Origin of the sequence: Pseudomonas sp. MWU12-3088 (assembly GCF_023242405.1) — a bacterium.
Classification (GTDB): domain Bacteria; phylum Pseudomonadota; class Gammaproteobacteria; order Pseudomonadales; family Pseudomonadaceae; genus Aquipseudomonas; species Aquipseudomonas kribbensis.
Genome location: NZ_JALJEA010000006.1, coordinates 168,490 through 193,981, shown reverse-complemented (window position 1 = coordinate 193,981; position 25,492 = coordinate 168,490). Strand labels below are relative to the sequence as shown.

Sequence of the window (25,492 nt, the reverse complement as noted above, 5' to 3'; positions counted from 1 at the left end):
GTTGTCGTTGTTCTCCAAGCATCGTAGACCGTGGCGCACAGAGCAAGGTCGCAAAACGGCAGATAACACGCAAAAAACGTCATTTGAGGGTTTTTTCCTGACGAGGCCTTTGCCACCGGAGGCGGCAATGCCGCGTAGAATGCCTGTCTGAATCAATTCTTGAGGTCGCAGTGGTGGATTTACAGCAGGGCTTCGTCCTGACCCGGCATTGGCGTGACACCCCGGCCGGCACCGAAGTCGAGTTCTGGCTGGCGACCGACGCCGGGCCGCGCCGCGTACGCCTGCCGCATCAGCCATCGGTGGCGTTCATCCCGGTGGCGCAGCGCGAGCAGGCGGAGCGGGTGCTGGCGGACGAAAAGAACGTCGAACTGCGCCCCTTGGCCCTGCAGGATTTCGAACATCGCCCGGTACTCGGGCTGTATTGCCAGCAACACGGGCAGTTGATGCGCCTGGAAACGGCGCTCAACCGTCACGGTATCGATGTCTTCGAAGCCGACGTGCGACCGCCCGAGCGCTACTTGATGGAGCGTTTCATCACGGCGCCGGTGTGGTTCAGCGGCACGCCCGATGCCGATGGTGTGCTGCTCGACGCCCACCTCAAGCCTTCACCCGACTATCGTCCGCAACTGCGACTGGTCTCGCTGGACATCGAAACCACCGAGCAGGGCGAGCTGTACTCCATCGCGCTGGAAGGCTGCGGTGAGCGACAGGTGTACATGCTCGGCGCACCGAACGGTGATGACAGCCTTGTCGACTACGATCTTGAGTACTGCGAATCGCGCACCCTGATCCTGAAGAAACTCAACGACTGGTTCGCCCGCCATGACCCCGACGCGATCATCGGCTGGAACCTCGTGCAGTTCGACCTGCGCATCCTCCATGAACACGCCCGGCGCCTCGGCGTGCCGCTCAAGCTCGGGCGCGGCGGCGAGGAAATGCAATGGCGCGAGCACGGCAGCCGCAATCATTACTTCGCGGCAGCGGCGGGGCGGTTGATCATCGATGGCATCGAATCCCTGCGTTCGGCGACCTGGAGTTTCCCGTCGTTCAGCCTGGAGAACGTCGCCCAGACGTTGCTCGGCGAGGGCAAGTCGATCGACAACCCGTACCAGCGCATGGACGAGATCAACCGCATGTTTGCCGAGGACAAACCGGCGCTGGCCAAGTACAACCTCAAGGACTGCGAGCTGGTCACGCGGATCTTCGCCAAAACCGAGCTGCTGAAGTTCTTGCTGGAGCGCGCCAGCGTCACCGGCCTGCCGGCGGATCGCAGCGGTGGTTCGGTGGCGGCGTTCACCCATTTGTACATGCCGTTGATGCACCGTCAGGGTTTTGTGGCGCCGAACCTTGGCACCAATCCACCGCAGGCCAGCCCCGGCGGGTTTGTCATGGACTCGCAGCCGGGGCTGTACGAATCGGTGCTGGTGCTCGACTACAAGAGCCTTTATCCGTCGATCATCCGCACCTTTCTGATCGACCCGGTGGGGCTGGTCGAAGGTTTGCAGCATCCTGACGACAGCCATTCGGTGCCGGGCTTTCGCGGTGCGCGGTTCTCGCGCACCCGGCATTGCCTGCCATCCATCGTTGCCCGTGTCGCCGAGGGCCGCGAGACTGCCAAACGCGAGCACAACGCGCCGTTGTCCCAGGCGTTGAAGATCATCATGAACGCCTTCTACGGCGTGCTCGGTTCCAGCGGTTGCCGGTTTTTCGATACGCGGCTGGCGTCGTCGATCACCCTGCGCGGCCACGAGATCATGCTGCGCACCCGGCAGTTGATCGAGGCCCAGGGGCATGCGGTGATCTATGGCGATACCGACTCGACATTCGTCTGGCTGCGTCGCCCCCACGGTCAGGAGGAGGCAGCGCAAATCGGCCGGGCATTGGTTGCGCACGTCAACGACTGGTGGCGCGAGCACGTGCGCGAGCAATACGGGTTGGAAAGCGCCCTCGAATTGCAGTTCGAAACTCACTACAAACGCTTCCTGATGCCGACCATTCGCGGCGCCGAGGAGGGCAGCAAAAAACGCTACGCCGGTCTGGTGACCCGCGCCGACGGTAGCGAAGAAATGGTCTACAAAGGCCTGGAAACCGTGCGCACCGACTGGTCGCTGCTGGCCCGGCAATTCCAGCAGGAACTGTACGAGAAGATCTTCCAGCGCAAGCCGTATCAGGATTACGTGCGTGAATACGTGCGCAAGACGTTGGCCGGCGAGTTCGACGAGCGACTGGTCTACCGCAAGCGTCTGCGCCGCACCCTCGACGACTACGAACGCAACGTTCCGCCGCATGTTCGGGCGGCGCGACTGGCTGACGATTACAACGCAGAGCACGGTCGCCCGCGGCAATACCAGAACGGCGGCTGGATCAGTTACGTCATCACCCTGGCCGGCCCCGAGCCGCTGGAAGTACGCCGCGCGGCCATCGACTACGACCACTACATCACCCGCCAGCTGCAACCGGTGGCGGATGCGATCCTGCCGTTTGTCGACGACGACTTCTCAACCCTGATCGGGGGGCAACTGGGCCTGTTTTGAGTCCAGCAACTGCAGGGTCCATTCGTCCTGAATGCCGTGGAAGTAGCGCTCCAGCGCCTGATGCCAGAGGCTGTCGTCGTCCGCGAACTGGGCGAACAGGGTCATCGATGAGTGGAATTTCAGGTCGTCCGGGTGGCCGAAAATTTCGGCAATCGAACGCTGCGGCACATTGAGCACAAGCTGCGCGCAGGTGCGCAGCCGGGCGCCGAGCAGCTCATGGGCCAGATAGGCCCGGGCTTCCCCGGCGGAGCCGATGGCGAAGCGCCGGGACATCTCGCTGCCGCCGAGCCCGGCGAACTGCGGGAACACAAACCACATCCAGTGGCTGCGTTTGCGGCCCTCGCCGAGCTCGCGCTGGACCCGTTCGAACACTGGGTCCTGGGCGAGCACGAAACGTTGCAGGTTGAATGGATCGTCCTGATCAGTGCTTCTCATGGCGAAGCCCTCTGTCAGTCGGCGGTGGCTCAGACCATGGCCAGCCGCTGCTTGCGTTGTGGCGCGTGAAACGCCTGGTCCAGCGCCGCCAGATCCCCGGCATCGAGTTGCAGCTGCGCCGCTTGTGCATTGAGCTGCACGTGTTCCGGGCGCACGGCCTTGGGAATCGCAATCACCCCATCCTGACGTAGAACCCACGCCAGCGAAACCTGTGCCGGGGTCACGCCGTGACGAGCGGCAATCTGTTTCAGCACCGGCTCGGCGAGCATCGCACCGCCCTGGCCGATCGGGCAGTACGCCATCAGTGGCATGCGCTGTTGCTGGCACCACGGCAGCAGGTCGAATTCGATGCCGCGCTCTTCCAGGTTGTACAGCACCTGATTGGTCGCACAGGCCGATGAAGACAGTTCTTCGAGGTCGTCCACGTCGAAGTTCGACACGCCCCAGCGACCGATCTTGCCGTCCTCGCGCAGGCGCTCGAAGGCCTCGACAGTTTCGTCCAGCGGATACTGGCCGCGCCAGTGCAACAGATAGAGGTCGATGTAATCGGTGTCGAGCCGGCGCAGGCTGCGCTCGCACGCCTGGGGAATGCCTTTGCGGCTGGCGTTGTGCGGGTAGACCTTGCTGACCAGGAACACCTGATCACGCAGGCCGGCGATGGCTTCGCCGACCACGCTTTCGGCACCGCCCTCGGCGTACATTTCGGCGGTGTCGATCAGGGTCATGCCCAGCTCGATGCCGCTGCGCAGGGCCGCCACTTCACGCTTGTGCGCCGAGCGGTCTTCGCCCATGCGCCAGGTGCCCTGGCCAATCACCGGAACCTGCACGCCAGCCAGTTCGAGGGTACGCATTCAAACCTCCTTTCCGAAACGGTCGATACCTTGGTGGGCAGCAGGATAGCCCACGGGTTCCGTCCGGTTCCAGAAAGGAGGCGAGGGTGGCTACTTCGCGGAGAACTTCAACACCACGCTCTGGGTGTAGGTCTGTCCCGGATCCAGCCGGGTGCTCGGGAAGTTCGGCTGGTTCGGCGAGTCCGGGTAGTGCTGGGTCTCCAGGGTGAACGCGCCCCAGTGCGGATAGACCTTGCCGCCCTTGCCCTTGACCGTGCCGTCGAGGAAGTTGCTGGTGTAGAACTGCACGCCGGGTTCATTGGTGTACAGCTGGAGGTGGCGGCCGGATTGCGGGTCGCTGACTTCGGCGGCGAGTTTGCTGACGTCACCCTTGGTGTCCAGCGCCCAGTTGAAATCGAAACCGCCGTGTTGCGGTTCGGCGAATTTCAGCTGCGGGTGATCGGCCTTGATGTGCTGGCCGATGGCGGTGGGTTTGGTGAAGTCCATCGGCGTGCCGGCCACTGGGGCCAGTTCGCCGGTCGGGATCAGTTTGGCGGTGACCGGGGTGTAGTGGCTGGCGTGCAGGGTGGCGACTTGCTTGAGGATGTCGCCGTTGCCGGCGCCGGCGAGGTTGAAGTAGCTGTGGTTGGTCAGGTTGAGCACTGTCGGTTTGTCGGTGCTGGCCTTGTAGTCGATGCGCAGTTCGTTGCTGTCGGTGAGGCGGTAGGTCACTTCGGTGGTGAGGTTGCCGGGGAAACCCATTTCGCCATCCGCCGACAGATACGTCAGGGTCACGCCCACCGAATCCTTGTCCTTGGTTTCCTGTGCCTTCCAGACCTTCTTGTCGAAACCCTGAGTGCCGCCGTGCAAGGCATTGGTCTTGTCGTTCTGCGGCACTTGATAGCGTTTGCCGTCGAGCTCGAAGGCGCCATCGGCCAGGCGATTGCCGAAGCGGCCGATGGTTGCGCCGAAGTACGCGGTGCCTTTCTGGTAACCCTGCACATCGTCGAAACCGAGGACGATGTCGTCGAGCTTGCCGTGTTTGTCCGGCACCTGCAGCGCCTGCAAGGTCGCGCCGTAGGTGATGACCGTGGCCTGCATGCCGTGGCTGTTGCGCAGGATGTATTGCTCGACGGGCGTGCCGTCATTGGTTTTGCCGAAGGCTTTGTGTTCGCTGGACAGGCCGGCGGCCTGGGCGGGGAGGGTGGCGATCATCAGGGACAGTCCGAGGCCGCAGAGTGAGTGTCGGGATTGAAGCATGGTTGACCTTCCTTTTTGTTGTTGTTTTCAAAATCACTAAATAGTCATGCTAATTATCGTTCGAGTGAAAATTTATAGACGATTAAACGGTTATTGCAAAAATAAAGTCGGACTAAATAGTGATTCATCAAACGCCGAAAGTCGGGAAACCGCTGCGGCACTGCACTTTTGCGCAATCCCCGGCTCTATCCATGGCCAGGTTGCGGTGACTCCCGCCGCACAGGAACGTGTCCGTCAAAGAATTCATGCCGAGAGTTTTGCCTCACATCGCTGCATTCATTCATCGCCCGTGCCTGTTGCTGGCCTGCCTGTCGACGCTGTTGCTCGGCGCTTGCAGCCATCAGGACGGCAACAATTTCATCAGCCAGATGCGCGAGGGCAGGCCGCAGGAATTTCTCCAGACCAGCGTCGACCGTATGGCCACCCTGGCGATGCGCGATAACCTCGACAGCCTCTATCGCTTGATGGGCAAGTTGTATCTGCGCAACCCGGATGAGTTGCGCAAATCCGGTTTCCTCGACATTCGCACGGCGGTCAAGCAGGTACGGTTGGCCATTGAGCAGCAGCAACCGCTGCCGACCCTTGGCGGCAAAAAAGATCTGGCGGCACTGAGTTACGCCATGAGCCCGGAGTTCCTCGGTGACCGGGTCGGCGCCTTCATCTATGCCATCGGCAGCATGCTGGTCACCGCCCACGGCAATCGCACCGAGTTCTACATGACCGATGCGATCAACCCGACCTTCGTCAACAACGCCGCGCGCAACATCGAAAAAGCCACGTGGATCCTCGCCCAGCGACAGAACAAAGAAGGCCAGCCGCTGCTGTTCTCCAACGAAATTTCAGAAGAGGGCAGCAACCTGAGTTTCGCCACGGAGTTCGGCAAAGTCGTGGCGCGCCTGGATCTGCTGACCCAGATGCTGGACGAGCGCTACCGGCGCATCGGGCTGAACTACGCCCAGAGCCTGCTGTTTTTGAATTTTTTGCCAGTGCAGTGAGCCGAGTCGGGTAGAGTGGCGGACGGCAAGATTTGTATACAATCTTTCGTCCGATTTGACTCAAAGGGAGCTGCACCTGTCATGACCGACCCCGCAAGCGCCGAATTCACGAGCCTGGAAAGGGCTACCCGCACCGACAAACTGCCTTACGCCGCGTTGCTGGCGTTTGCCATGACCGGCTTCATCGCCATCCTCACCGAAACCCTGCCGGCCGGTCTGTTGCCGCAGATTGGCGCCGGCCTGGGCGTCAGCGAAGTGCTGGCCGGGCAACTGGTGACGCTGTATGCACTGGGCTCGATTGTCGCGGCGATTCCGCTGACGGTCGCCACCCGAGGCTGGGGGCGCAAGCGGGTGCTGCTGATGACGGTTGGCGGGTTTCTGCTGTTCAACACCGTCACCACGTTTTCCACTCATTACGGCGTGACCCTGGCGTCGCGGTTTCTGGCCGGGATGGCGGCAGGGCTTTCCTGGGGGATCATGGCCGGTTACGCGCGCGGGATCGTGCCGGTGCATCAGCAGGGCCGGGCGCTGGCGATTGCCATGCTCGGTACCCCGGTGGCGTTGTCGCTGGGCACGCCGGCCGGCACCTGGCTGGGCAATGTGATCGGCTGGCGCGCCTCGTTCGGGATCATGTCGGCACTGGCTCTGGTGTTGGCGGCGTGGATCGTCATCGCAGTGCCGGATCGTCCGGGGCAGGCCCGTGCCGAACGTTTGCCGCTGATGCAATCGCTGCGCTTGCCCGGCGTGCGCCCGGTACTGTTCGTGGTGCTGACCTGGATGCTCGGCCACAACATTCTCTACACCTACATCGCGCCGTTCCTGATGCAGGCCGGTCTTGGCGAGCGTGTCGATCTGGTGCTGCTGGTGTTCGGTCTGTGCTCGCTGCTGGGGATCTGGATCATCGGCCTGCTGGTGGATCGCTGGCTGCGCGGGCTGGCGCTGATCAGTCTCGCGGTGTTTGCCGTGACCGCACTGGTGCTGGCGCTGGCCGCGCCTTCGCCGTGGCTGATTTATGCCTGCATGGCGGTGTGGGGATTGTCGTTCGGCGGTTCGGCAACGTTGCTGCTCACCGCCGCAGCGGACTCTGCCGGTGAACATGTCGATGTGGTGCAGGCGATGCTCACCACCTCGTGGAACGTGGCGATTGCCGGCGGCGGATTGTTTGGCGGGCTGCTGCTGGACCGAGCGGGGGCGATGTCGTTTCCGTGGGCGCTGTTGATTTTGTCGCTGATCGCTCTGGCCACGGTGTGGATCAATTCCACCCACAGTTTCAAACCTGGCCGACGGCAACACTGAAGCACGAAATGGCATAACGATAGATCGGATCGATATAGGTGGTTATAAGAAAAATCGCTATGCTGCGGGCCAGATTTTTCCTGTCGTCTTCTGGATGTCTTCATGGAATTGGCAAATTTCGGCCTGGTGATTGCCGGGCTGGTGGTGGGCTTTATCGTCGGCATGACCGGTGTCGGCGGCGGTTCGTTGATGACGCCGATCCTGCTGTGGTTCGGTATCAACCCGGCCACGGCGGTGGGCACTGACCTGCTGTACGCCGCCATTACCAAGTCCAGCGGCGTGCTGGTGCACAGGAAGAACAAGAACATCGATTGGGCCATCACCGGCTGGCTGACCCTGGGCAGTGTCCCGGCGGTGGCGATGACGCTGTGGTTCCTCAGCACCCTGCACACCGCGCCGGATGCGATGAACGCCATCATCAAGCAGGCGCTGGGCTACGTGCTGTTTGCCACGGCGATGGCGATTCTGTTCAAGAAGCGCCTGCTGGAATTCGCCCACAAACGCGCCGGCGGCAACTACAACCCCAGCGGCACTCGCTTGAATATCATGACGGTGATCACCGGCCTGATCCTCGGCACCATGGTCGCCCTGACCTCCATCGGCGCCGGCGCCCTCGGCACCGTCGCGCTGTTCATCCTCTATCCGCTGCTGCCGACCCGCCGCCTGGTCGGCACCGAAATCGCCCACGCCGTACCGCTGACTTTGGTCGCCGGCCTCGGCCACGCCAGCATGGGCAACATGGACTGGGGCGTGCTGGGCTTCCTGCTGGTGGGTTCGTTGCCGGGCATCTGGCTCGGCAGTCACCTGACCGGTCGGGTCTCCGATGAACTGCTGCGCCCGTGCCTGGCGACGATGCTGGTGTTGATCGGTTACAAGCTGGCGTTCTGATCCGCGTGCCGACATGACCCGGCAGGCTCGACAGTCGCTCCGGGGCGGTCATGAAAGGTAAACAAAGGGGCGACAGGATCGCGCCCGTCCGGTTGCGCAAAATCGTTGCTGACCTACGCTTTGAACAAGGCGAAACATATTTGCCGGGCAACCCCGGAACAATCGCCACGATGCGCAATCATTAGAGCGTGGATATCAAAAGGAGATGCGCATGCTCATCAGGTCATTGACCCTGACACTCTTGCTGGCGATTGCCGGCCCCTTGTTCGCCGGGGACAACGATTCCCCTCTGGATGTCGACAAAGGCAACTACCGCCCCCTGATCGTCATCGCCAGCAGTACGGTCGACCCGGTCTGGGTGAGCCTGAAAAAGTCCCTTGAGGATCCAGCCAACAAGCAGGGGATCGCCGACCGCAAGCTCAAGGTCTACACCATCCTCAATATGGCCGGGCAGCTTGACGGCAAGGATCTTGGCCAACAGGACACCATGGCGTTGCTGCGCTCGCTGAAGCTGGGTGCCGGGGCCTATCCGAAAGTCTTTCTGATGGGCAAGGACGGGGAAACCAAACTGTCGGCCGCCGGGGACGAGGCGAAGTCGGTGGACCTGAAGAAAGTCTTCGACACCATCGATGCATTGCCGGCCGCCGAGAAAGAGCTGGTCGCCGTGCCTCCACCTCCAGCGGCCACCGAGGCGGCACCGGCCAAGGGGACGAAGAACGGCAAACCGGCAAAACCTGCGAAACCCGCCAAGCCGCCGGAAATGCCGGATGATTGAGAGCACGGTTCGGGTGACCTGAACAAAAAATGGCGAACGGTTTTTTCCGTTCGCCATTTTTATTGTCCGCAAATTACCAGTTGTAGCGATACCCGACATTCACCGCCCAGGGCTGTTCGATATCACGGCCTTTGGCATATTGCCCCTCGACATACACATGGTGGTTTTGTGCTGCCGTCAGCATCAACCCGCCACCCAGTTCCGCCCGTGATCCCGGCAGGCGACTGTCCAGGCGTGCACCGTTGACCTTCACTTCGCTGTCGCCGGCATGTTCGGTGACCCACGCGGCCTTGACGTACGGTTTGATCCGCAGGCCCTTGTCCAGTTGCAGCTCGCGCCCGAACTGCGCACCGACCCGACTCTGCACCGAGGTCATCGCATCTTGCTGTACATCCAGTCCATTGCTGGCGGTGTAACGTCCGCCGCTGATGCGCATTACCTGCACCCCGACCTGAGGTTCGACGAACCAGTCCCGGCCCAGATCGATGACCTTGCCGATCTGTGCCTCGGCACTGACGGCATGGTTGTCGTAACGGGCCTTGACCGGTTCGCCGAGGTTGCTGGTGATCTTGATCTCATTGTTCAGCCGTGAATATTTCAGGGTGCCGTCGACATACAACCCGTCCTGATCCTGATAGCTGGCATAGGCGCCCAGCGTGGTGCTGTCGATCGTGCCTTTACTGCGTTCACCGAAATCCTGGCGGCCCTGACCCTGGCCGAACAGGGCGCCGACATACAACGTTCCACTGGACGTCGGCAGCGCGGTGTCGGCACCGATTTCCATGCCATTGGCCTGTTGCTGAAAAGCGCGGCTGGTGCGGGTGTCGTGTTTTTGTTCGGCACCGTAACCCCGGGCCCAGATGCCGCCCTGATCCTTGCCCGAACGCAAATCGGAAAAGTGCTGTCGGGTGCTGCCGTTTTGCGCATCGAGCAGCGCTGCGGTGGCGGCATGACTGGCGACGGCGGCGTTTGCGCCTTTACTCAGCATCTGTGATTGAGGCTGAGGCTGAGGCTGAGGCTGCGGTGTCGCTGGCGGTTGAATCACCACGGGTTGCACCACGGTTTCCGGTTGACCGTCGACAGGTGGAACCTGCGGCTTCTGGATACTTTCATCCGGAGTGCTGATCGCCGGTTTGCCCAGATACCAGTCATTCCCATGTTTCTGCAGCGAGTAGCGGTAGGCCCCGGCATCGACCGTGCCGCCGAACAGCTGGAAATCACCACTGCCGCCATTGCCCTCCACCAGCTTCAGAGCCTGCTGTGCGCCACTCGGTGCATTGCCGGAATCCGCCACCACCAAGGTGTGCAGGTCGTTGATCGGGCCTTGCACCTTGAGCAGGTCGCCGCGCAACGACGCCAGATCGGTGTTCATTGCGAATGTTCCGTTGCCGGTCAGCGGGCCGTTGATGGTCAGGGTGTGGAATGCGCCGCTGATGGCGGGGTCGGCAAATTCGACCCGGCCATCGAGGCGGTTGGCTCCGTTCAATGCGGCATCACCCTTGAGGCGCAGCAGGGCACCGTCGTTCAGTGTGGTGTCGCTGGCGGTGGCTGCGGCGCCCAGCACCATCAAGCCGCCCTGATTGACCGTAGTGTTGGAGACCGTCGTGCCGGCCACGCTGGTCATCGTGCCGCCCTGATTGATCTGCGTATCGTCGACCGACGCGGTGTCGTTGACCGCCAGTTCGCCGCCAGCATTGACCGTGGTCAGTTGCGCATGACCATCCTGGTAGACCGTCATCATGCTGTTGGCGACGCGGCTGTTCTTGGCCAGCGCATTGCCGTAGACATACATCTGCCCACCGTCGAGTTGGGTGTCGCTGACCGCCGCGTTTTGCGTCACTTCGAGAAAGCCATCGTTGACCCTGGTTGTCAGCGCCGTGGCAGAACCGATCAATACCAGTGTGCCGTTTTCCATCAGGGTGTCGGTGAGCTTCGCGCTGTCACGGGCTTCCAGCCAGCCGCTGTCCTTGATCGTGGTGCCGTTGGCCACGCTCTCATCAAGCAACTGAAGGGTGCCAAGGCTCACGATGCTGTCGGTCAGTGTTGCGCCGGTACCGGCCAGGACAGTCGAGCCGTTATCGACCAACAGGTTGCTTTGTGGCGAGGTCAGGCAAGGCAAACCATCGCAACTGGCGGCCTGTACCACCATGGGCGCGGCACTGAGCACCAGCAGGGCACCCGAAAGTGAAACCCGAGAAAACCGTACATTCAACGCAAGCATGATGATCCGCCGACAACCGCTGTAAGAGGCGGCGAATTCTGCTCAGGCGAGTGGTCGGGGTAACGCAGGCACTTCCCAAGTTTTTGTAGGAAGCGTCCTACACAGAGGCGCTGTGCAAGGCCACTTGCAGGTGCGACTGCAAACGCTTCATCTGCTGCCCGAAGGCTTCGAACAGGCGATGCACCTCCTGGCGTGTGGTGCTGATTTCGCAGGTTGATTCCAGTTGTTCGCATGCAGCGATCAGCGGCGCGGCGTGAATGATCCGCGCGCTGCCGAGGATCTTGTGGCAGCAGCGTTTCATCCCGGAAAAGTCACCGGCCTGGAACAGCGCCTGCATGGTTTCGAAATCTTCCTGGTTGGTGCGCAGCACCGTGGCGAGCAATTGCCGGGTCATGCTCAGGTCGCCTGCGGTGATGGCAGTGACCTTCGACAGATCGAAGCACGGCGCAGTGGCTTGCCTGGCCCGTTCGGCTTCGCGCAGGTAGCGCTCGAGCACAGGGCGGGTGAGGGGTTTGAACAGGCAGTCGTTCATTCCGGCCTCGAGGCAGCGCTGGATTTCCTCGGGGCGGGCGTTGGCCGTCAGCCCCAGCACATGGGTCGGAGCACGACCTTCGGAGGCTTCGATGGCGCGCAGTTGGCGAGTCATCTTGTCGCCGTTGAGCAGTGGCATGTTGCAGTCGGTGATCAGGTAATCAAAGGTGTCTTCGTGCCACAGGCGCAGGCCTTCGATGCCGTTTTCGGCGCAGGTGACACGCATTCCCAGGGACTCCAGTTGACGCTGCAGCACCACGCGGTTGAACTCGTGATCCTCGACGATCAACACATGGCGCACAGGCAATGGCGGCAGCGTTGCATCGTCGGTTATCGGAGTTGTCTCGTTGTCGGGCAGGCGTTTGACCGGCAGTTCCAGGGTAAAGCAGGCGCCTTGCCCCGGCTGGCTTTCGCAGGTCAGCCGGCCGCCCATGAGCTCGGTCAATTGCCGACAGATCGACAGCCCGAGACCGCTGCCGACCTGCACTTCACGATCATCGCCCTCGAACTGGGTGTAGGGCTGGAACAGGCGCTGGCGCTGCTGCTCGTCGAGCCCGATGCCGGTGTCGCGCACCGCCAGGCGCAGTCGGGCGAGTTCGCCGTCGGGCTCCAGGCGCAGCTCGACCGTAACGCTGCCCTGAGCGGTGAACTTGATCGCATTGCTCAGCAGGTTGGAAAGAATCTGCCTGAACCGCAGCGAATCCAGTTCCACGGCGCAGTCGGCGTGGTCGCTGATGAAGTTCAGTTCAAGGTTTTTCTGCCGGGCCAGACTGGCGAACCCCTCGATCACCGTGCGCGCCAGCGGTTCGGGATGGCAGCGGCTGTTGCGCAGTTCAAACTGGCCGGCCTCGATTCGGGTCAGGTCGAGAATCTCGCCGATCAATTCCATCATGCCGCCGGCGGATTGCTGGGCGATATCGATCAGTTCGGTGTCGTCCGGACGCGGTGCGGACTGGTGACGCAGCAGTTCGAGCACGCCGATCAATGCGCTCATCGGTGTACGGATCTCGTGGCTCATCACTGCGAGGAAATGACTCTTGCCCCGGTTGGCCGCCTCGGCCTGATGTTTGGCTGCGAGCAATGCATGTTGCAGATGCTGTTGCTCGGTGAAGTCGATCCAGCCGCCAATCACGCCGGTCATGGTCCCGTCGGAATCACGGTAGGGCAGTGCCCAGTGGTAGATGTGATAAGTCTTGTCCTTGACCGTCATGGTGAAGCTGTCGAACGACGGTTCACCGCTTTCCAGCGTGGCGCGGTGGATGCGTTTGTACTGGTGGGCGGTGTCCAGCGGCAGGATGTTCGCCTCGATCAGGCCCTTGTTCAGCACCTGCTGTGGCTCGACTTCCATCACTTGCAAATACGCGCGGTTGCAGCTCAACAGCAGCCCCTTGCGGTCGCGCACGTAGATCGGGTGCGGCGTGCCGTCGACCAGCACCTGCATGAACAGCAACTGATCGCTCAAGGCTTTCTGCGCTTTTTGCCGCTCGGTGATCTGCCGGCGCAGACCCAGGTTCCACGCCAGAATGACCAGCAGCACGGTCAGCAGCGCCAACACCGCACGCAGAATCCAGTTTTTGTAAGTGCTCCAGGTGTCCTGGCTGTCCTGGGAATTCTGCCAGCGGCTGGCCAGTTCGCTTAACTCGTCCGGGGCGATATCGAGCAGCGCCTTGTCGAGAATCGAGACCAGCATGGCGTTCTGTTTGCCCGTGGCAAAACCGATCAGCGCCGGTTGCGAACCGAGCACCGAATCGATTTGCAGGCGACCGCGAAAGAACCGGTCGATCAGATACGCCGCGCCCATTTGCGGCTGGATCACGCCCTCCACCTGGCCTTCGGCGAGCAGCTCATAGGTCTCGATCGGCGTGTCGACCTGCACGGTGCGGATGTCCGGCCACTCGCGTTCCAGCCAGTTGGCGGCGGCCGAATCCTTGATGATCGCGACGCGTCTTCCCTTGAGGCCCGCAAGACCGGGGCGCTCTGCTTGGGTGCGGGTGACCAGGACGAACGGATTGATTGCATAGGGCCGGGAGAACGCCAGGTGTTCCTCGCGACGGGCGCTGTAGGTCATTGCGCCGATCAGACTGGGCGGGTCCCGTTGCGCGCGACCGGTCACGGCGTCGATGGAGGACATCTTGCTTGGCCGGAACGTCAGGCCGGTGCGATCGTTGATGGTTTCCAGCAGGTCGGCGGCCATGCCCCTGAGCTGGCCTTCGTTGTCGAAGAAACTGAACGGTGAATACAAGTCATTGGCCAACACTTCGATCTGCGGATGGTCCTTGATCCACTGCTGTTCGGCGGCCGTCAGTTGCAGGCGGTTGTAACCGAGTTTCGGGTTGGCGCCGATGCCCCAGCGCCGGGCGATGACCGTGCGTTCCTGGGGCGTGATCTTCGCCATGGCGGCATTGAGCAGGTTCAGCAGTCGCGTATTTTCCTGCTGCGTGGCAAAGCTGAAGCCCAGGCCTTCGGAGTCGCGCTGGATGGTCTGTTTCAGGCTCTGCTGGTAACTGCGTTCGAGCAGGTATTGCGCGGAAATCGCATCGGTCAGCAGCACCGTGCCTTCGCCATAGGCCACTTGGCCGAGGCCTTGCTGGGTCGAGCCGACCGCTTGAAGAGGGTGGCCGGGGAAAAGCGACGCCACCCGATCCTCGGTAATCCAGTCCTGATCGAACAGCACCGTGGTGCCGGCCGGTAACCGGTCATTTGGCCAATGGGTGCCGAAATGGCTGATCAACACGGCCTGATCGTACGCGTAGGGCGCACTCAGGCGCAGATCGTTGTAGTTCGCTTCGAGGTGGTTGATGCGCGGTACCAGATCGACATCGCCCCGCTGCAAGGCGGCGAGGGCATCCGACTGGCTGGCGTATTGCTCGACTTCCACGCGCAGGCCGAGGCTGCGAGTCAGCAGGTCAAGATAGTCGGCCGACAGCCCTTCGTAATCCTTTTGATTGGCGGTGATGTCCAGCGGCGGTCGATCCGGCGCATAGGCCCCGGCGCGCAACACGGTTTTGTTGGTCAGCCATTGGTGCTGGGCGCTGGTGAGGGGCAGGTCGAGCCGATTCTCACCGGCACGGCTGAGCAGGTTCAGCGGCCCGGCGTTCGCCGCCAACGCCAGCAGCATCAGGCTCAACGCGCCCAGCCATCGCCCGAACCTCATGGTTCAGACCAGGTGATTGCGTTTGGCGAAATCGATCAGCTCAAGCAGCGTGCCTGCGTTGAGTTTCTGCATCAGACGGGTCTTGTAGGTACTGATGGTCTTGTTGCTGAGCAGCATGTCATCGGCGATCTGCTTGTTGCTCTTGCCCTGGGCCAGCCCGTGCAACACCTTGAGTTCGCGGCGCGACACACCGTCGAGCAGTTGCGCATCGTCTCGGGCAAAGTCGCTGGCCCGCACCGAATTCAGCGCATTGACCGGAAACCACGTCTTGCCACTGGCCACCGCTTTGAGCGCAGTGACGATCTCCACCGGATCGTCGACCTTCGACAAAAACGCCGACACCCCGGCCCGCAGGCATTGCGCCGCGTAGGCCTGGCTTTTCAGGCCGGTGTGCACCAGCACATGGGCCTTGCTGCCGCCGATGCGCAAGCGGTCGATCACCGCCATGCCGTCGAGCTGCGGGATATCCAGGTCGAGCACAATCGCATCGGGCCTGAGCGCAAACGCCTGGCTCAACGCATCCACACCGTTGTCGCATTCACCCACAACCTCATGGCCTTCACGGGCCAGAATCATCCCGATCGCCATGCGCACTACCGCGTGATCATCGACCAACAGCACTTTCATGGATCAACCCTCAGGCCCTGTTTCAGCATAGTCCGCAGGGGCTGACGAGCCCGGCGGATCGGATGCGTGGTGGTGGGGCGGTGAAAAAAAGGCGCGATCCTACAAGGTTTACGGGGGGAAGCAATGGGAGGTGTCGTGCAGAGGTATCTTTGGCGCTGGGGTGTAAGTTTTATCTGGGGGAAGGGGCATTTCCCCTCAGCCGCCGTTGAACTCGTGAAGTTCACCGTTTCTCAAGACATAAACCAGAGCCTCTTTTGCATCCGCGATGACCAAGGGAGACTGAGTTGTCAGCACGAATTGGCAGTTCGGAAATGTTTTGCTCAACCGCTGGATAAGGTTGAGCTGCCATTCCGGATGCAGATGAAGGTCCACTTCATCGATTAGAACGATGCCTTCGCCGTGGAGCGGATTGTCCAGTGACGGGTTCATCATGGCCAGTCGGCGGGCGATGTCTCCGACCAGCGCCAGCATCGACTTTTCGCCTTGCGACAATTTGGCGACATTGAAAGTGACGCCGTCCTTGTCGATCGCCATGTGCAGGCGAGGTTGTCGCTGTATTCGCAGGTTGGTGAAACCCGGCATGAAGGCCGCGATGGTGGAGCGGACGGCCGTCAGTTGGGAGTCGCGGGACGAAGCTTTGAGATTGGATAATGTCTTCCAGGCTTCGCTCTCAGCACCAAGCTTCTGAGCTATTTCGTTCAATGCGGAATCGGAAATGCCGGACTCGTTTTCGCTGTCTTCACGCTCTCGAAACCATTCAAAGAAGCGGCGAAAGTCGGTGCTGTGTTTCAGTGAGTCGTCGTAGCCCGCCAATTGATCGAAGGTTTGTCCGCTTTTGATTTTCAGCGGGATTTCGAGAACCGAGCGCTCCACCGGATAGTAGGCAATCAGGGGAAGTGAGGCGCTGTCATCGGCTGTCAGCAGGGCGCGATAGTGATCGGCGAGCAGATTTACGTCTTCCAAAGAACTGTGTAGCGCCGTTTTCCCTTCCTGTTTGCTGTGCGACATACCCCATACGAATACATCGTCTTCTTCATCGGGATCCGACTCGGGACTGACTCGCGGATGTGCAGGTTCTGCTACCGCGATCGAGACGATGGCAGCCGGGGTCTCGTTGCGAATGTCTTCCTCTGCGATATGGCTGCCATTGCCTTTTCGGGTGCGAATTCTTGCTATCAGCCAGCTCAGGCAGGTGGTGAGCGCTTTCAGCAGGGTGGTTTTACCGGCGCCGTTGATTCCCACGAACACGGTGACATTAGAAGGGGATCCGGCGAGAGGAGCCAAATGAACGGTGATGTCATTGAACCGACCTACATTCGTGAGTTTGAGGCTGTCGATCTTCATTCATTCACCTCTGTGTTTCAGTCGGTCAGGTGTTTGGCGAACGTCATTTCATCCGCGATAACCCGGCAGTGCGGTGCAGTTTAGATGCATCGCTTTCAGCTGGTCACCTTTGAAAATTATTGCTGAATGTGCCCGGAAAATTTACGCGGCAACACCCTTCGGAACCATCGGACGTTTCCTTCAAAACGCGGCGGCGTTGGTGAACTGGTGGCTTGAGTCGTACGCCGATAACCTATTGGGGTCGCTGCAAAATCAGCCTCCGGATGTGGAAGTCCGATGATCACAGAGAACATATTTGCGCCAGTACCCGTTGGCGTGTTCCTTTAGTTATCGAGATATTCACACATGAAAAAAACAGATCCAAACAGGCCGGAAACTCCCACGAATTCAGATTCCCCGGAACACATCGCCAACCCCAAACCCCGCTACATCCCCATTACCGGCATCGATTGCCCGATTCCCTGTCTCCTGATCGACCGCGAAGCCCCGGTAGACGTACTCCACGGCACCGCTGCCTACCGCTTGCGCAGCGTGACGCAGTTGCTGGAAACACTTTCATTGAGCGATGGCACCGGCCACGACGCATTACTGCTGCAGGACTTCGCCCGGGTGTTGGCAATCCCTCTGCGCGACAGTTGCGACCTGATGGATGTGCTGGGCTGGAAGCTACAGGCGTAGTTTTCAATCCCCCCAAACAAAAACGGGCGACCTTCTCAGGTCGCCCGTTTTTCATGGCGTGATTATCGGGTCAACTCCCCCAGAATCCTGTGCGCAATCTTCACCCGCTCTCCATTCGGGTAATTGCGGTTCGCCAGAATCACGATCCCGACGTTCTTCGATGGCACGAATGCGACATACGCGCCGAAGCCACCGGTGGCGCCGGTCTTGTTCAGCAGCACGTTCGCCGGCTCAGGTTGTGGCGGATTCAGCCATTTGACCTTGTGCGGTTCCATGGCCATGGGCGTCGAGTTGCCGTCCAGCAGGCGCTCGAGGCTGATCGGATAGGCGTAGCGTTCCCAGCCCAGGCCCTGGGTCATGTCGCCGACGGTGTAGTAGCCGGTGTGGGTGAGGGCGATGGCTTTTTGCAGCGGTGTTTCGATTTTGGCGCTGTCTAGGTTGGCCTGGACGAATTGCAGCAGATCTGAGGCGCTGGTTTTCACGCCATAGGCTTCGGAGTCGAGGGCGCCGGGGCTGACTCGAATCGGCTTGTTGTTCTTGTCATAGCCCTGGGCATAGAGCTTTTGTTCAGACGCGGGCACCGACAGGAAGGTGTGCTTGAGCCCGAGTTTCGGCAGCAGGGTTTCGGTCATGATCTGATCGAACGGCTGGCCGAGGCTTTTTGCTGCCAGATAGCCGAACAGGCCGATGCTCGGGTTGGAGTACAGGCGCTGGCTGCCGGCCGGATAAGTCGGTTTCCACTGTTGGTAATAGCCGAGCATCTTGTCGGAAGAGTCCGCGGCATCCGGGAATTGCAGCGGCAGGCCGCCCGCGCTGTAGGTGCCCAGTTGCAGCAGGCTGATCTGGTCGAAGGCGCTGCCTTTCAGCTCGGGCCAGTGCTGGCTGGCCTTGTCGGAGAATTCCAGTTTGCCGCTGGCCTGGGCGTAGGCGCCGAGGGTCGCGGTGAAGGTTTTGCTGACCGAGCCGATTTCGAACAGGGTGTTTTCACTCACCGCTTGCCCGGTGCTCTTGTCGGCAACACCGTAGTTAAAGTAATGAGCTTTGCCATCGACGGTCACGGCCACGGCCAGACCGGCGATGTCCTGTTGCTGCATGACCGGTGTCACGGTGGCCTTCACCAGCGCCTGCAACTGATCGTCGGTTTGCGGGGCGGCCAGGCAGGTGGCGGCGCTGAAGAAAAGTCCGAAAGCGCAGAGGGACTTGAGTTTGTTCAGGTTGATCGAAAACATGCTTGGGCCACTCTCCATGAGTGTTGATGGTGTTATCCCGCTACACTGCGAGCGTTTTCCGTCGGGCCGGCTGATCGGCGCCGCCAAATCTAGGCAGTCCGGCGTCTTTCGACAAACGATGAAAACTCGGACGAGCCATTAGAAAAATTTGGGACTGGGCATGATTCGACCTCAATTGCCTTTGAATGCATTACGCGCCTTCGAAGCTTCTGCGCGTCATTTGAGCTTCACTCGCGCCGCCGTGGAGCTGTGCGTGACCCAGGCCGCCGTCAGCCATCAGGTCAAAAGCCTGGAGGCGCAACTCGGCGTGATCCTGTTCAAACGCCTGCCCCGTGGGCTGATGCTGACCGGCGAGGGCGAAACGCTGCTGCCGGTGCTGACCACGTCGTTCGATCATATCGCGCAGATGCTCGAGCGTCTGGCGGGCGGGCAATATCGGGAAATGCTCACGGTCGGTGCGGTGGGCACTTTCGCGGTGGGCTGGTTGTTGCCGAGGCTGGCGGACTTTCAGGCGAAACATCCGCTCATAGATTTGCGGCTGTCGACCAACAACAACCGGGTGGACGTGGCCGCCGAAGGGCTGGATTACGCGATCCGGTTTGGTGCCGGGGCGTGGCACGGTATCGAGGCGACCCGTTTGCTGGAGGCACCGTTGACCGTGCTCTGTGTACCGGAAATCGCCCGGCAATTGCACACGCCGGGGGATCTTTTGCAGCAGCGCCTGCTGCGTTCCTATCGCACCGATGAGTGGCCGGACTGGTTTCACGCGGCCGGTCTGGCAACCCATGCCGCACCGCCCCAGAGCATCGTGTTCGACTCGTCGCTGGCGATGATGGAAGCGGCGTTGCAGGGCGGCGGGGTGGCACTGGCGCCGCCGTTGATGTTTGCCCGGCAACTGGCGGCGGACCTGATCCGCCAACCCTTTGCCATCGAAATCACCACCGGCAGCTATTGGCTGACGCGGTTGCAGTCACGGCCGGAGACCTCGGCGATGGCGGCGTTCAGGTACTGGTTGCTGGAGGCCGCGCAGGCTTAGCGCACCAGGCACGGCTTCTTGTTATCGAACGTCCAGCCCGGAATCAGAAACTGCATCGCCACGCTGTCATCCCGCGCGCCGAGTCCCATGCCTTTATAGAGTTCGTGGGCCCTGGCCACCTGATCCATGTCCAGTTCCACGCCCAGCCCCGGTTTCTTCGGCACCTGCACGCAGCCGTCGACGATTTGCAGCGGCGCCTTGGTCAGGCGCTGGCCGTCCTGCCAGATCCAGTGGGTGTCGATGGCGGTGATGTCGCCCGGTGCGGCGGCCGCGACGTGGGTGAACATCGCCAGGGAAATATCGAAATGGTTGTTGGAGTGCGAGCCCCAGGTCAGGCCCCATTCGTGGCACATCTGCGCCACGCGCACCGAGCCCTGCATGGTCCAGAAATGCGGGTCGGCCAGCGGGATGTCTACCGACTGCAACTGAATCGCGTGACCCATCTCGCGCCAGTCGGTGGCGATCATGTTGGTGGCGGTTTTCAGGCCGGTGGCGCGACGGAATTCAGCCATCACTTCACGGCCCGAATAACCGTTTTCCGCACCGCACGGGTCTTCGGCGTAGGCCAGCACATGATGCTGGTCGCGGCACAGACGGATCGCTTCTTTGAGTGACCACGCGCCGTTCGGATCGAGGGTAATGCGGGCGTCAGGGAAGCGTTCGGCCAGTGCGGTCACCGCTTCGATTTCGGCATCGCCGCTGAGCACGCCGCCCTTGAGCTTGAAGTCCTTGAAGCCATAGCGCGCATGGGCCGCCTCGGCCAGGCGCACCACGGCGTCGGCGGTCATGGCTTTCTCGTGACGTACTCGGAACCAGTCGTTGTCGGCATCCGGTTCGCTGCGGTAGGCGAGGTCGGTTTCCCGGCGGTCGCCCACGTAGAAAAGATAACCGAGCATCTTTACTTCATCACGTTGCTGGCCTTCGCCGAGCAACGCGGCCACCGGTACGTCGAGGTGCTGGCCGAGCAGGTCGAGCAGCGCGGCTTCCAGCCCGGTGACCGCGTGAATGGTGATGCGCAGGTCGAAGGTCTGCAGGCCACGGCCGCCGGAGTCGCGGTCGGCGAAGGTCTGGCGCACCTGATTGAGGATTTTCTGATACGTGCCGATCGGGCTGCCGACCACCAGGCTGCGGGCGTCTTCCAGCGTCTGGCGGATACGTTCGCCGCCGGGCACTTCACCGACGCCGGTGTGGCCGGCGTTGTCCTTGAGAATGACGATGTTGCGGGTGAAAAACGGCCCGTGGGCGCCGCTCAGGTTAAGCAGCATGCCGTCGTGGCCGGCCACCGGGATAACTTGCATCTCGGTGATGATCGGGGCTTTGGCGATGTCGTGTGCGGTCATTTGGCGTTGTCCTTTCAAGCGTGTTTCGGCGCGGCATCGGCCACGGCGACGTCAGGTGCGGATTTGGGTGTCATGCGGGCGGCGAACACGATGATCGCGGCGATGATCGAGGTCGCGGCCAGACCATAGAGGCCGCCCTGGATCGAACCGGTGTGTTGTTCCAGCAGGCCGAACGTGGTGGGGGCGACGAAGCCGCCGAGGTTGCCCACCGAGTTGATCAACGCGATCACGGCGGCGGCGATCCGCGCATCGAGATAGGCCTGCGGGATCGGCCAGAACAGCGACGAGGCGGATTTGAAACCCAGTGCGGCAAAGCAGATCGCAACGAACGCGAAAATCGGTCCGCCGGTGGTGGACATGAACATCCCCGCCGCCGCAATCAACAGCGCGGTGGCGACCCATGCCTGCTGGTATTTCCACTTTGCCGAGAACGAGGCGAACGCGTACATGCCGATGATCGACAGCAGCCACGGAATCGAGTTGAACAGGCCGACCTGAAAGTCGCTCATCTCTCCCATCTTTTTGATGATGCTCGGCAGCCAGAACGTCGCGGCGTAGATCGTCAATTGAATGAAGAAGTAGATCAGGCAGAACAGGATGATCTGGCGATCCTTGAGCAGCTTGCCCAGCGACGGCCGGATCGGCGTTGCGGCTTCGCGGGCCTTCTGTTCGTCGTCGATGGCTTTGACCAGCGCATCCTGCTCGGCGTGGGTGAGCCATTTGGCGTCGTGGGGTTTGGCGTCGAGCCAGAACCAGACGAACACGCAGAGGCCGACCGAGAACATCCCTTCAATGAAATACATCCATTGCCAACCGTGCAGACCGAGACCTTCGATCTGTAGCAGCAGGCCGGACAGCGGACCGGAAATCAGCGAGGCCACGGCCGAACCGCTGAGGAAGATCGCAATCGCCTTGCCGCGCTCGGCCCCCGGCAACCAGCGGGTGAAGTAGTAGATCACCCCGGGAAAGAACCCGGCCTCGGCCACGCCGAGTAGAAATCGCAGGATGTAGAAGTGGGTTTCGTTCTGGATGAACGCCATGCCGGCGGCCACCAGGCCCCAGGTGAGCATGATGCGGGTCAGCCAGATTCGTGCGCCGACCTTTTGCAGCAGCATGTTGGAGGGGACTTCGAACAGCGCGTAACCGATGAAGAACAGACCGGCACCGAAACCGTAGGCCGCAGCACCGATGCCAAGGTCATGTTCCATGTGGGTGCGGACGAAGCCGATGTTCACCCGGTCAATGTAATTGACGATGAACATGATGACGAACAGCGGCAGGACGTGGCGTTTGACTTTGGCAATGGCGGAGGACAGCACCGAATCGGCGCCCTCGTTCATCCCGGCAATGGATGATTTCACTTGGTTTTCTCCCACTCGTTATTTTTATGCGGGGTGTGGCTGGGTGCTGCGTTGTTGATAGACATCATACAACTAGATTTTTTTGTCCTACAAGCGGGAGTGCTCAATCAAATTTATCTACGACGGAGGGTTTTTATGCTTTTCTGGATTCGATGTGCCGTATTTGTTGGGTTTTAAAGGTTTGTTACGGGTTGAGGTACAGAGTGACAGACCAGCAAAAGTGGAGTGTTGGCGTGAAGCCATTGAAAGTTTTCTAACGAAAATCGCTTGTTGTCATACAAGTTGAGCGCCTGAAATCATAGGAGCTCATACAAGTCATCGCCTGCAGTGCTACGATCGGCTTGCCCCGATCACCGGATCCGACCATGCAAGAAGACCTCGACGCCCCCGCCCGCAAACGCGCGCACAACCTGGCCCACGATCTGGTGGAAAAGCTGACCCAGAGCATCCTGCTCGGCCAGATGTTGCCCGGTGACAAGTTGCCGTCGGAGAACTCGATCGTTCAGGAACACGGCGTCAGCCGCACCGTGGTGCGCGAGGCGATTTCCAAGTTGCAGGCGTCGGGGCTGGTGGAGACGCGGCACGGCATCGGCACGTTCGTGATCGAGCGCGCGCCGGAGCAGGGGCTGCGGCTGAATGTCGACACCGCACTGGGCGTGCGCAGCATTCTCGAATTGCGCATGGGCCTCGAGACGCAAGCGGCGGCACTGGCCGCGCAGCGTCGCAGCGAACAACAACTGGTGCAGATGCGTCAGGCGCTGGACGACTATCAGCGTCTGTTGGCCAACAACGACAGCTGCGTCGAGGCCGACCGGCGCTTTCATCTGCTGATTGCCGAAGCCACCGGCAATGTCTGCTTCACCGAGATCATGCAGCACCTGGGCAGCGCGATGATTCCGCGCACCCGGGTCAATGCGGTCGAGCGCGGGGCGGTGGATTTGAGCAAGCTCGGGCAATTGGCGAACCTGGAGCATGAGGCGATTTTCAACGCGATCAAACGCCAGGATCCGGAAGCGGCGCGTGCTGCGATGTGGCTGCACCTGAGCAACAGTCGCGACCGGTTTTCGGCGGGCGGCGCCTGACGCCGCGGCGACTCAAGTCTCGATGGCCCGGATCACCGCCGGCCGCTCCAGATTCAACGCCAGCACGCTGATCAACACCACCGCCGACCCCGCCAGCACCAACAGCGTCGGTCGTTCGCCCAATCCCACCGAGGCAATCCCCATCGCGGTCGGCGGAATCAGATACAGCGTCATCGTCGCCCGGCTCAAATCGACATGCTTGAGCACGAACGCCCACGCCAGATAGGCGAGGGCGCTGGGAAACACGCCCAGAGCGAGCACCGCCCATTGCACCCGCAGCGGCGCACTGGCCACGCTGTCGGCCAGCCCCGGCAAGTAGATCAACAGCAACAGCGTGCCGGACCACACCGTGTAACAAACCAGCGTCAGCCCGTCGTAGCGCCGGGCGTGGTGTTTTTGCAGGGCGAAGTAAACGCTCCACGAAACGGCGGCCAGTAAAATCAGCAAACCATGGGCGTCGATGCTGCCGAGGCCGCGATCGCCGCTGACCACAATCACCACGCCGACGAATCCCGTCAGCACACAGCCCCAGCGCCAGACGCTGACCCGATCCTTGAACAGAAACCGCGCCAGCAGCGTGCTGAACAGCGGCGTCGATTGCGCCAGTACGCTCGACGCGCCAGCGCTGACGCTTTGCTGGCCGATGTTCAGCACCACGTGATGCAGGCTGACGGCAAAAAAGCCAAGGGCCAATAACAGTGGCAAATCCTGTAGGCGCGGCAGATGAATGCCTTTGAAACCAGCAATCACCGCCATGAACAGCGACGCCAGCAGAAACCGCAGCAACGCCAGATGACCCGGATCGTAGGCTTGCAGGCCGATGTGGATGCCGGTCGGCGAATAGGCCCAGCAGCCGACGACGAAGGCCATGGCCAAGAGGATTTTCAAAGGCGAAGTGGAGGGCATGAGCGAGGCACCAGGAAGGTTGATGTACCGAGTATCCGGGCGGCCAATCATTCGCCACAACTGACTTATACTGCGCGAACCGTTCACTCAGAGTGATGATTATGGAGCTGGCGCAAATCCGCATGTTCAAGACCGTGGCCGAGGTCGGCAGCATCGCCAAAGCCGCTGAAAAGCTGTTTTGCGTGCCGTCGAACATCACGGCGCGGATCAAGTCCCTGGAAGCGGAGCTGGGAGTGGCGCTGTTTCTGCGCGAAGGGCGGGGGTTGCGGATCAGTCCTGCCGGGCAGACCTTTCTGGCTTACGCGGAGAAGATTCTGGCGCTGACAGCTGAAGCCAAACGCGCAGTCGATCCTGCCGCCGAGCCGTCCGGGCCGTTGCGCATCGGTGCCATCGAATCGTCGGCCACCGGGCGTCTGCCACGCCTGCTGGCGAAATTTCACAAGCGCTATCCGAACGTGGCGCTGGAACTGACTACTGGCACCTGGGGCCAGTTGCTCGACGATACGGTCAGTCATCGTCTGGACGGCGCGATCGTCGCGGTGGATGTCGAGCGCTCCCAGCTCAAGCGCACGCCGATGTATCGCGAAGAATTGCTGCTGATCGCTTCAACCTCGTTCGGACCGATACGCAACCTCGACGACTTGCAGGACAAGACCGTGTTCATGTGGCCGCAAGGCTGTCCCTATCGGGCCGCGCTGGAACACTGGTTGTTGCGTCAGGGCCTGGCGTTGCCGATTGTCAGCCTGGCCAGTTACGGGGCGATTGTCGGTTGCGTGAGTGCCGGCGCTGGCGTGGCACTGGTGCCCAAAGGCGTGTTCGAGCAATACGCCAAAGGCGCGGGGTGTGCGGGTTACGAATTCCCGGAGCTGACGGCCATCGACAACTTGTTCTACTGGCATGAAAACGCCGGGGTGCACCCGGCGCGTGAGGCATTTGTGGCGATGTTGCGCGAGGAGTTTGCCTGAGCCGG

20 protein-coding genes are annotated in these 25,492 nt (G+C 61.2%); 9 read left to right on the top strand and 11 right to left on the bottom strand.

The features are described from left to right. Nucleotides 1-173: 173 nt before the first annotated feature. A complete protein-coding gene (locus tag M5B98_RS16405; protein ID WP_248743264.1) occupies nucleotides 174-2,534 on the top strand; it encodes a DNA polymerase II in 2,361 nt (786 codons plus the stop codon). On the opposite strand, the gene M5B98_RS16400 is transcribed toward M5B98_RS16405, so the two are convergent. The 3 genes from M5B98_RS16400 to M5B98_RS16390 form a co-directional block, all read right to left on the bottom strand. Continuing rightward, the gene (locus M5B98_RS16400) at nucleotides 2,499-2,969 is read right to left on the bottom strand and encodes a DUF1810 domain-containing protein (RefSeq protein ID WP_085712507.1); all 471 of its coding nucleotides are present in this window, start codon (nucleotides 2,967-2,969) and stop codon (nucleotides 2,499-2,501) included. The two genes, M5B98_RS16405 and M5B98_RS16400, sit on opposite strands and share 36 nt — an antisense overlap. Before the next feature lie 29 nt (nucleotides 2,970-2,998). Continuing rightward, entirely contained in the window at nucleotides 2,999-3,820 is an 822-nt protein-coding gene (locus tag M5B98_RS16395; RefSeq protein WP_248743263.1) for an aldo/keto reductase, read from the bottom strand. Nucleotides 3,821-3,910: 90 nt separating this feature from the next. Then, a complete protein-coding gene (locus M5B98_RS16390) occupies nucleotides 3,911-5,059 on the bottom strand; it encodes an aldose epimerase family protein (protein ID WP_248743262.1) in 1,149 nt (382 codons plus the stop codon). A gap of 245 nt (nucleotides 5,060-5,304) precedes the next feature. Between M5B98_RS16390 and M5B98_RS16385 the strand changes: the two genes are divergently transcribed. The 4 genes from M5B98_RS16385 (at nucleotide 5,305) to M5B98_RS16370 (ending at nucleotide 9,013) form a co-directional block, all read left to right on the top strand. Then, nucleotides 5,305-6,054, top strand: coding sequence for a hypothetical protein (locus M5B98_RS16385; protein WP_119428042.1), 750 nt, complete (start codon nucleotides 5,305-5,307; stop codon nucleotides 6,052-6,054). Nucleotides 6,055-6,135: 81 nt separating this feature from the next. Next, nucleotides 6,136-7,350, top strand: coding sequence for an MFS transporter (locus M5B98_RS16380; protein ID WP_248743261.1), 1,215 nt, complete (start codon nucleotides 6,136-6,138; stop codon nucleotides 7,348-7,350). 102 nt (nucleotides 7,351-7,452) lie between these two features. After that, nucleotides 7,453-8,238 carry a sulfite exporter TauE/SafE family protein gene (locus tag M5B98_RS16375; protein ID WP_085712503.1) on the top strand — a complete coding sequence of 262 codons (786 nt, stop codon included), beginning with the start codon at nucleotides 7,453-7,455 and terminating at the stop codon, nucleotides 8,236-8,238. Between the two features lie 211 nt (nucleotides 8,239-8,449). Continuing rightward, the gene (locus tag M5B98_RS16370) at nucleotides 8,450-9,013 is read left to right on the top strand and encodes a DUF4174 domain-containing protein (protein ID WP_248743260.1); all 564 of its coding nucleotides are present in this window, start codon (nucleotides 8,450-8,452) and stop codon (nucleotides 9,011-9,013) included. Between the two features lie 73 nt (nucleotides 9,014-9,086). Here the strand turns inward: M5B98_RS16370 and M5B98_RS16365 are convergent, their stop codons facing one another. The 4 genes from M5B98_RS16365 to M5B98_RS16350 form a co-directional block, all read right to left on the bottom strand. Further along, entirely contained in the window at nucleotides 9,087-11,234 is a 2,148-nt protein-coding gene (locus tag M5B98_RS16365) for an autotransporter outer membrane beta-barrel domain-containing protein (protein WP_248743259.1), read from the bottom strand. Nucleotides 11,235-11,331: 97 nt separating this feature from the next. Continuing rightward, a complete protein-coding gene (locus tag M5B98_RS16360; protein WP_248743258.1) occupies nucleotides 11,332-14,919 on the bottom strand; it encodes an ATP-binding protein in 3,588 nt (1,195 codons plus the stop codon). 3 nt (nucleotides 14,920-14,922) lie between these two features. Then, the gene (locus tag M5B98_RS16355; RefSeq protein WP_085712498.1) at nucleotides 14,923-15,546 is read right to left on the bottom strand and encodes a response regulator transcription factor; all 624 of its coding nucleotides are present in this window, start codon (nucleotides 15,544-15,546) and stop codon (nucleotides 14,923-14,925) included. Nucleotides 15,547-15,741: 195 nt separating this feature from the next. Next, complete coding sequence (locus M5B98_RS16350) at nucleotides 15,742-16,890, bottom strand: AAA family ATPase (RefSeq protein ID WP_248743257.1); 1,149 nt, start codon at nucleotides 16,888-16,890, stop codon at nucleotides 15,742-15,744. Between the two features lie 405 nt (nucleotides 16,891-17,295). Here M5B98_RS16350 and M5B98_RS16345 point away from each other — a divergent pair, with 405 nt between their 5' ends. Beyond that, the gene (locus M5B98_RS16345) at nucleotides 17,296-17,568 is read left to right on the top strand and encodes a hypothetical protein (RefSeq protein WP_103386224.1); all 273 of its coding nucleotides are present in this window, start codon (nucleotides 17,296-17,298) and stop codon (nucleotides 17,566-17,568) included. Nucleotides 17,569-17,630: 62 nt separating this feature from the next. Here M5B98_RS16345 and ampC read toward each other — a convergent pair whose 3' ends face one another. Further along, on the bottom strand, nucleotides 17,631-18,797 hold the full coding sequence (gene ampC / locus M5B98_RS16340; protein ID WP_248743255.1) for a class C beta-lactamase: 1,167 nt from the start codon (nucleotides 18,795-18,797) through the stop codon (nucleotides 17,631-17,633). A gap of 160 nt (nucleotides 18,798-18,957) precedes the next feature. Here ampC and M5B98_RS16335 point away from each other — a divergent pair, with 160 nt between their 5' ends. Continuing rightward, nucleotides 18,958-19,833 carry a LysR family transcriptional regulator gene (locus tag M5B98_RS16335; protein ID WP_248743254.1) on the top strand — a complete coding sequence of 292 codons (876 nt, stop codon included), beginning with the start codon at nucleotides 18,958-18,960 and terminating at the stop codon, nucleotides 19,831-19,833. Here the strand turns inward: M5B98_RS16335 and gudD are convergent. Both gudD and M5B98_RS16325 read right to left on the bottom strand, forming a co-directional pair. Beyond that, nucleotides 19,830-21,173 (bottom strand): glucarate dehydratase, encoded by a 1,344-nt coding sequence (gudD, locus tag M5B98_RS16330; protein WP_248743253.1) that lies wholly within the window; start codon nucleotides 21,171-21,173, stop codon nucleotides 19,830-19,832. The genes M5B98_RS16335 and gudD overlap by 4 nt on opposite strands. A gap of 14 nt (nucleotides 21,174-21,187) precedes the next feature. Further along, nucleotides 21,188-22,534, bottom strand: coding sequence for an MFS transporter (locus M5B98_RS16325; RefSeq protein ID WP_248743252.1), 1,347 nt, complete (start codon nucleotides 22,532-22,534; stop codon nucleotides 21,188-21,190). A gap of 365 nt (nucleotides 22,535-22,899) precedes the next feature. Between M5B98_RS16325 and M5B98_RS16320 the strand changes: the two genes are divergently transcribed. Further along, nucleotides 22,900-23,616 carry a FadR/GntR family transcriptional regulator gene (locus M5B98_RS16320; RefSeq protein WP_248743251.1) on the top strand — a complete coding sequence of 239 codons (717 nt, stop codon included), beginning with the start codon at nucleotides 22,900-22,902 and terminating at the stop codon, nucleotides 23,614-23,616. Nucleotides 23,617-23,628: 12 nt separating this feature from the next. On the opposite strand, the gene M5B98_RS16315 is transcribed toward M5B98_RS16320, so the two are convergent. Further along, a complete protein-coding gene (locus tag M5B98_RS16315; protein WP_248743250.1) occupies nucleotides 23,629-24,522 on the bottom strand; it encodes a DMT family transporter in 894 nt (297 codons plus the stop codon). A gap of 101 nt (nucleotides 24,523-24,623) precedes the next feature. Between M5B98_RS16315 and M5B98_RS16310 the strand changes: the two genes are divergently transcribed. Beyond that, on the top strand, nucleotides 24,624-25,487 hold the full coding sequence (locus M5B98_RS16310; protein WP_114884163.1) for a LysR family transcriptional regulator: 864 nt from the start codon (nucleotides 24,624-24,626) through the stop codon (nucleotides 25,485-25,487). Nucleotides 25,488-25,492 lie beyond the last annotated feature (5 nt).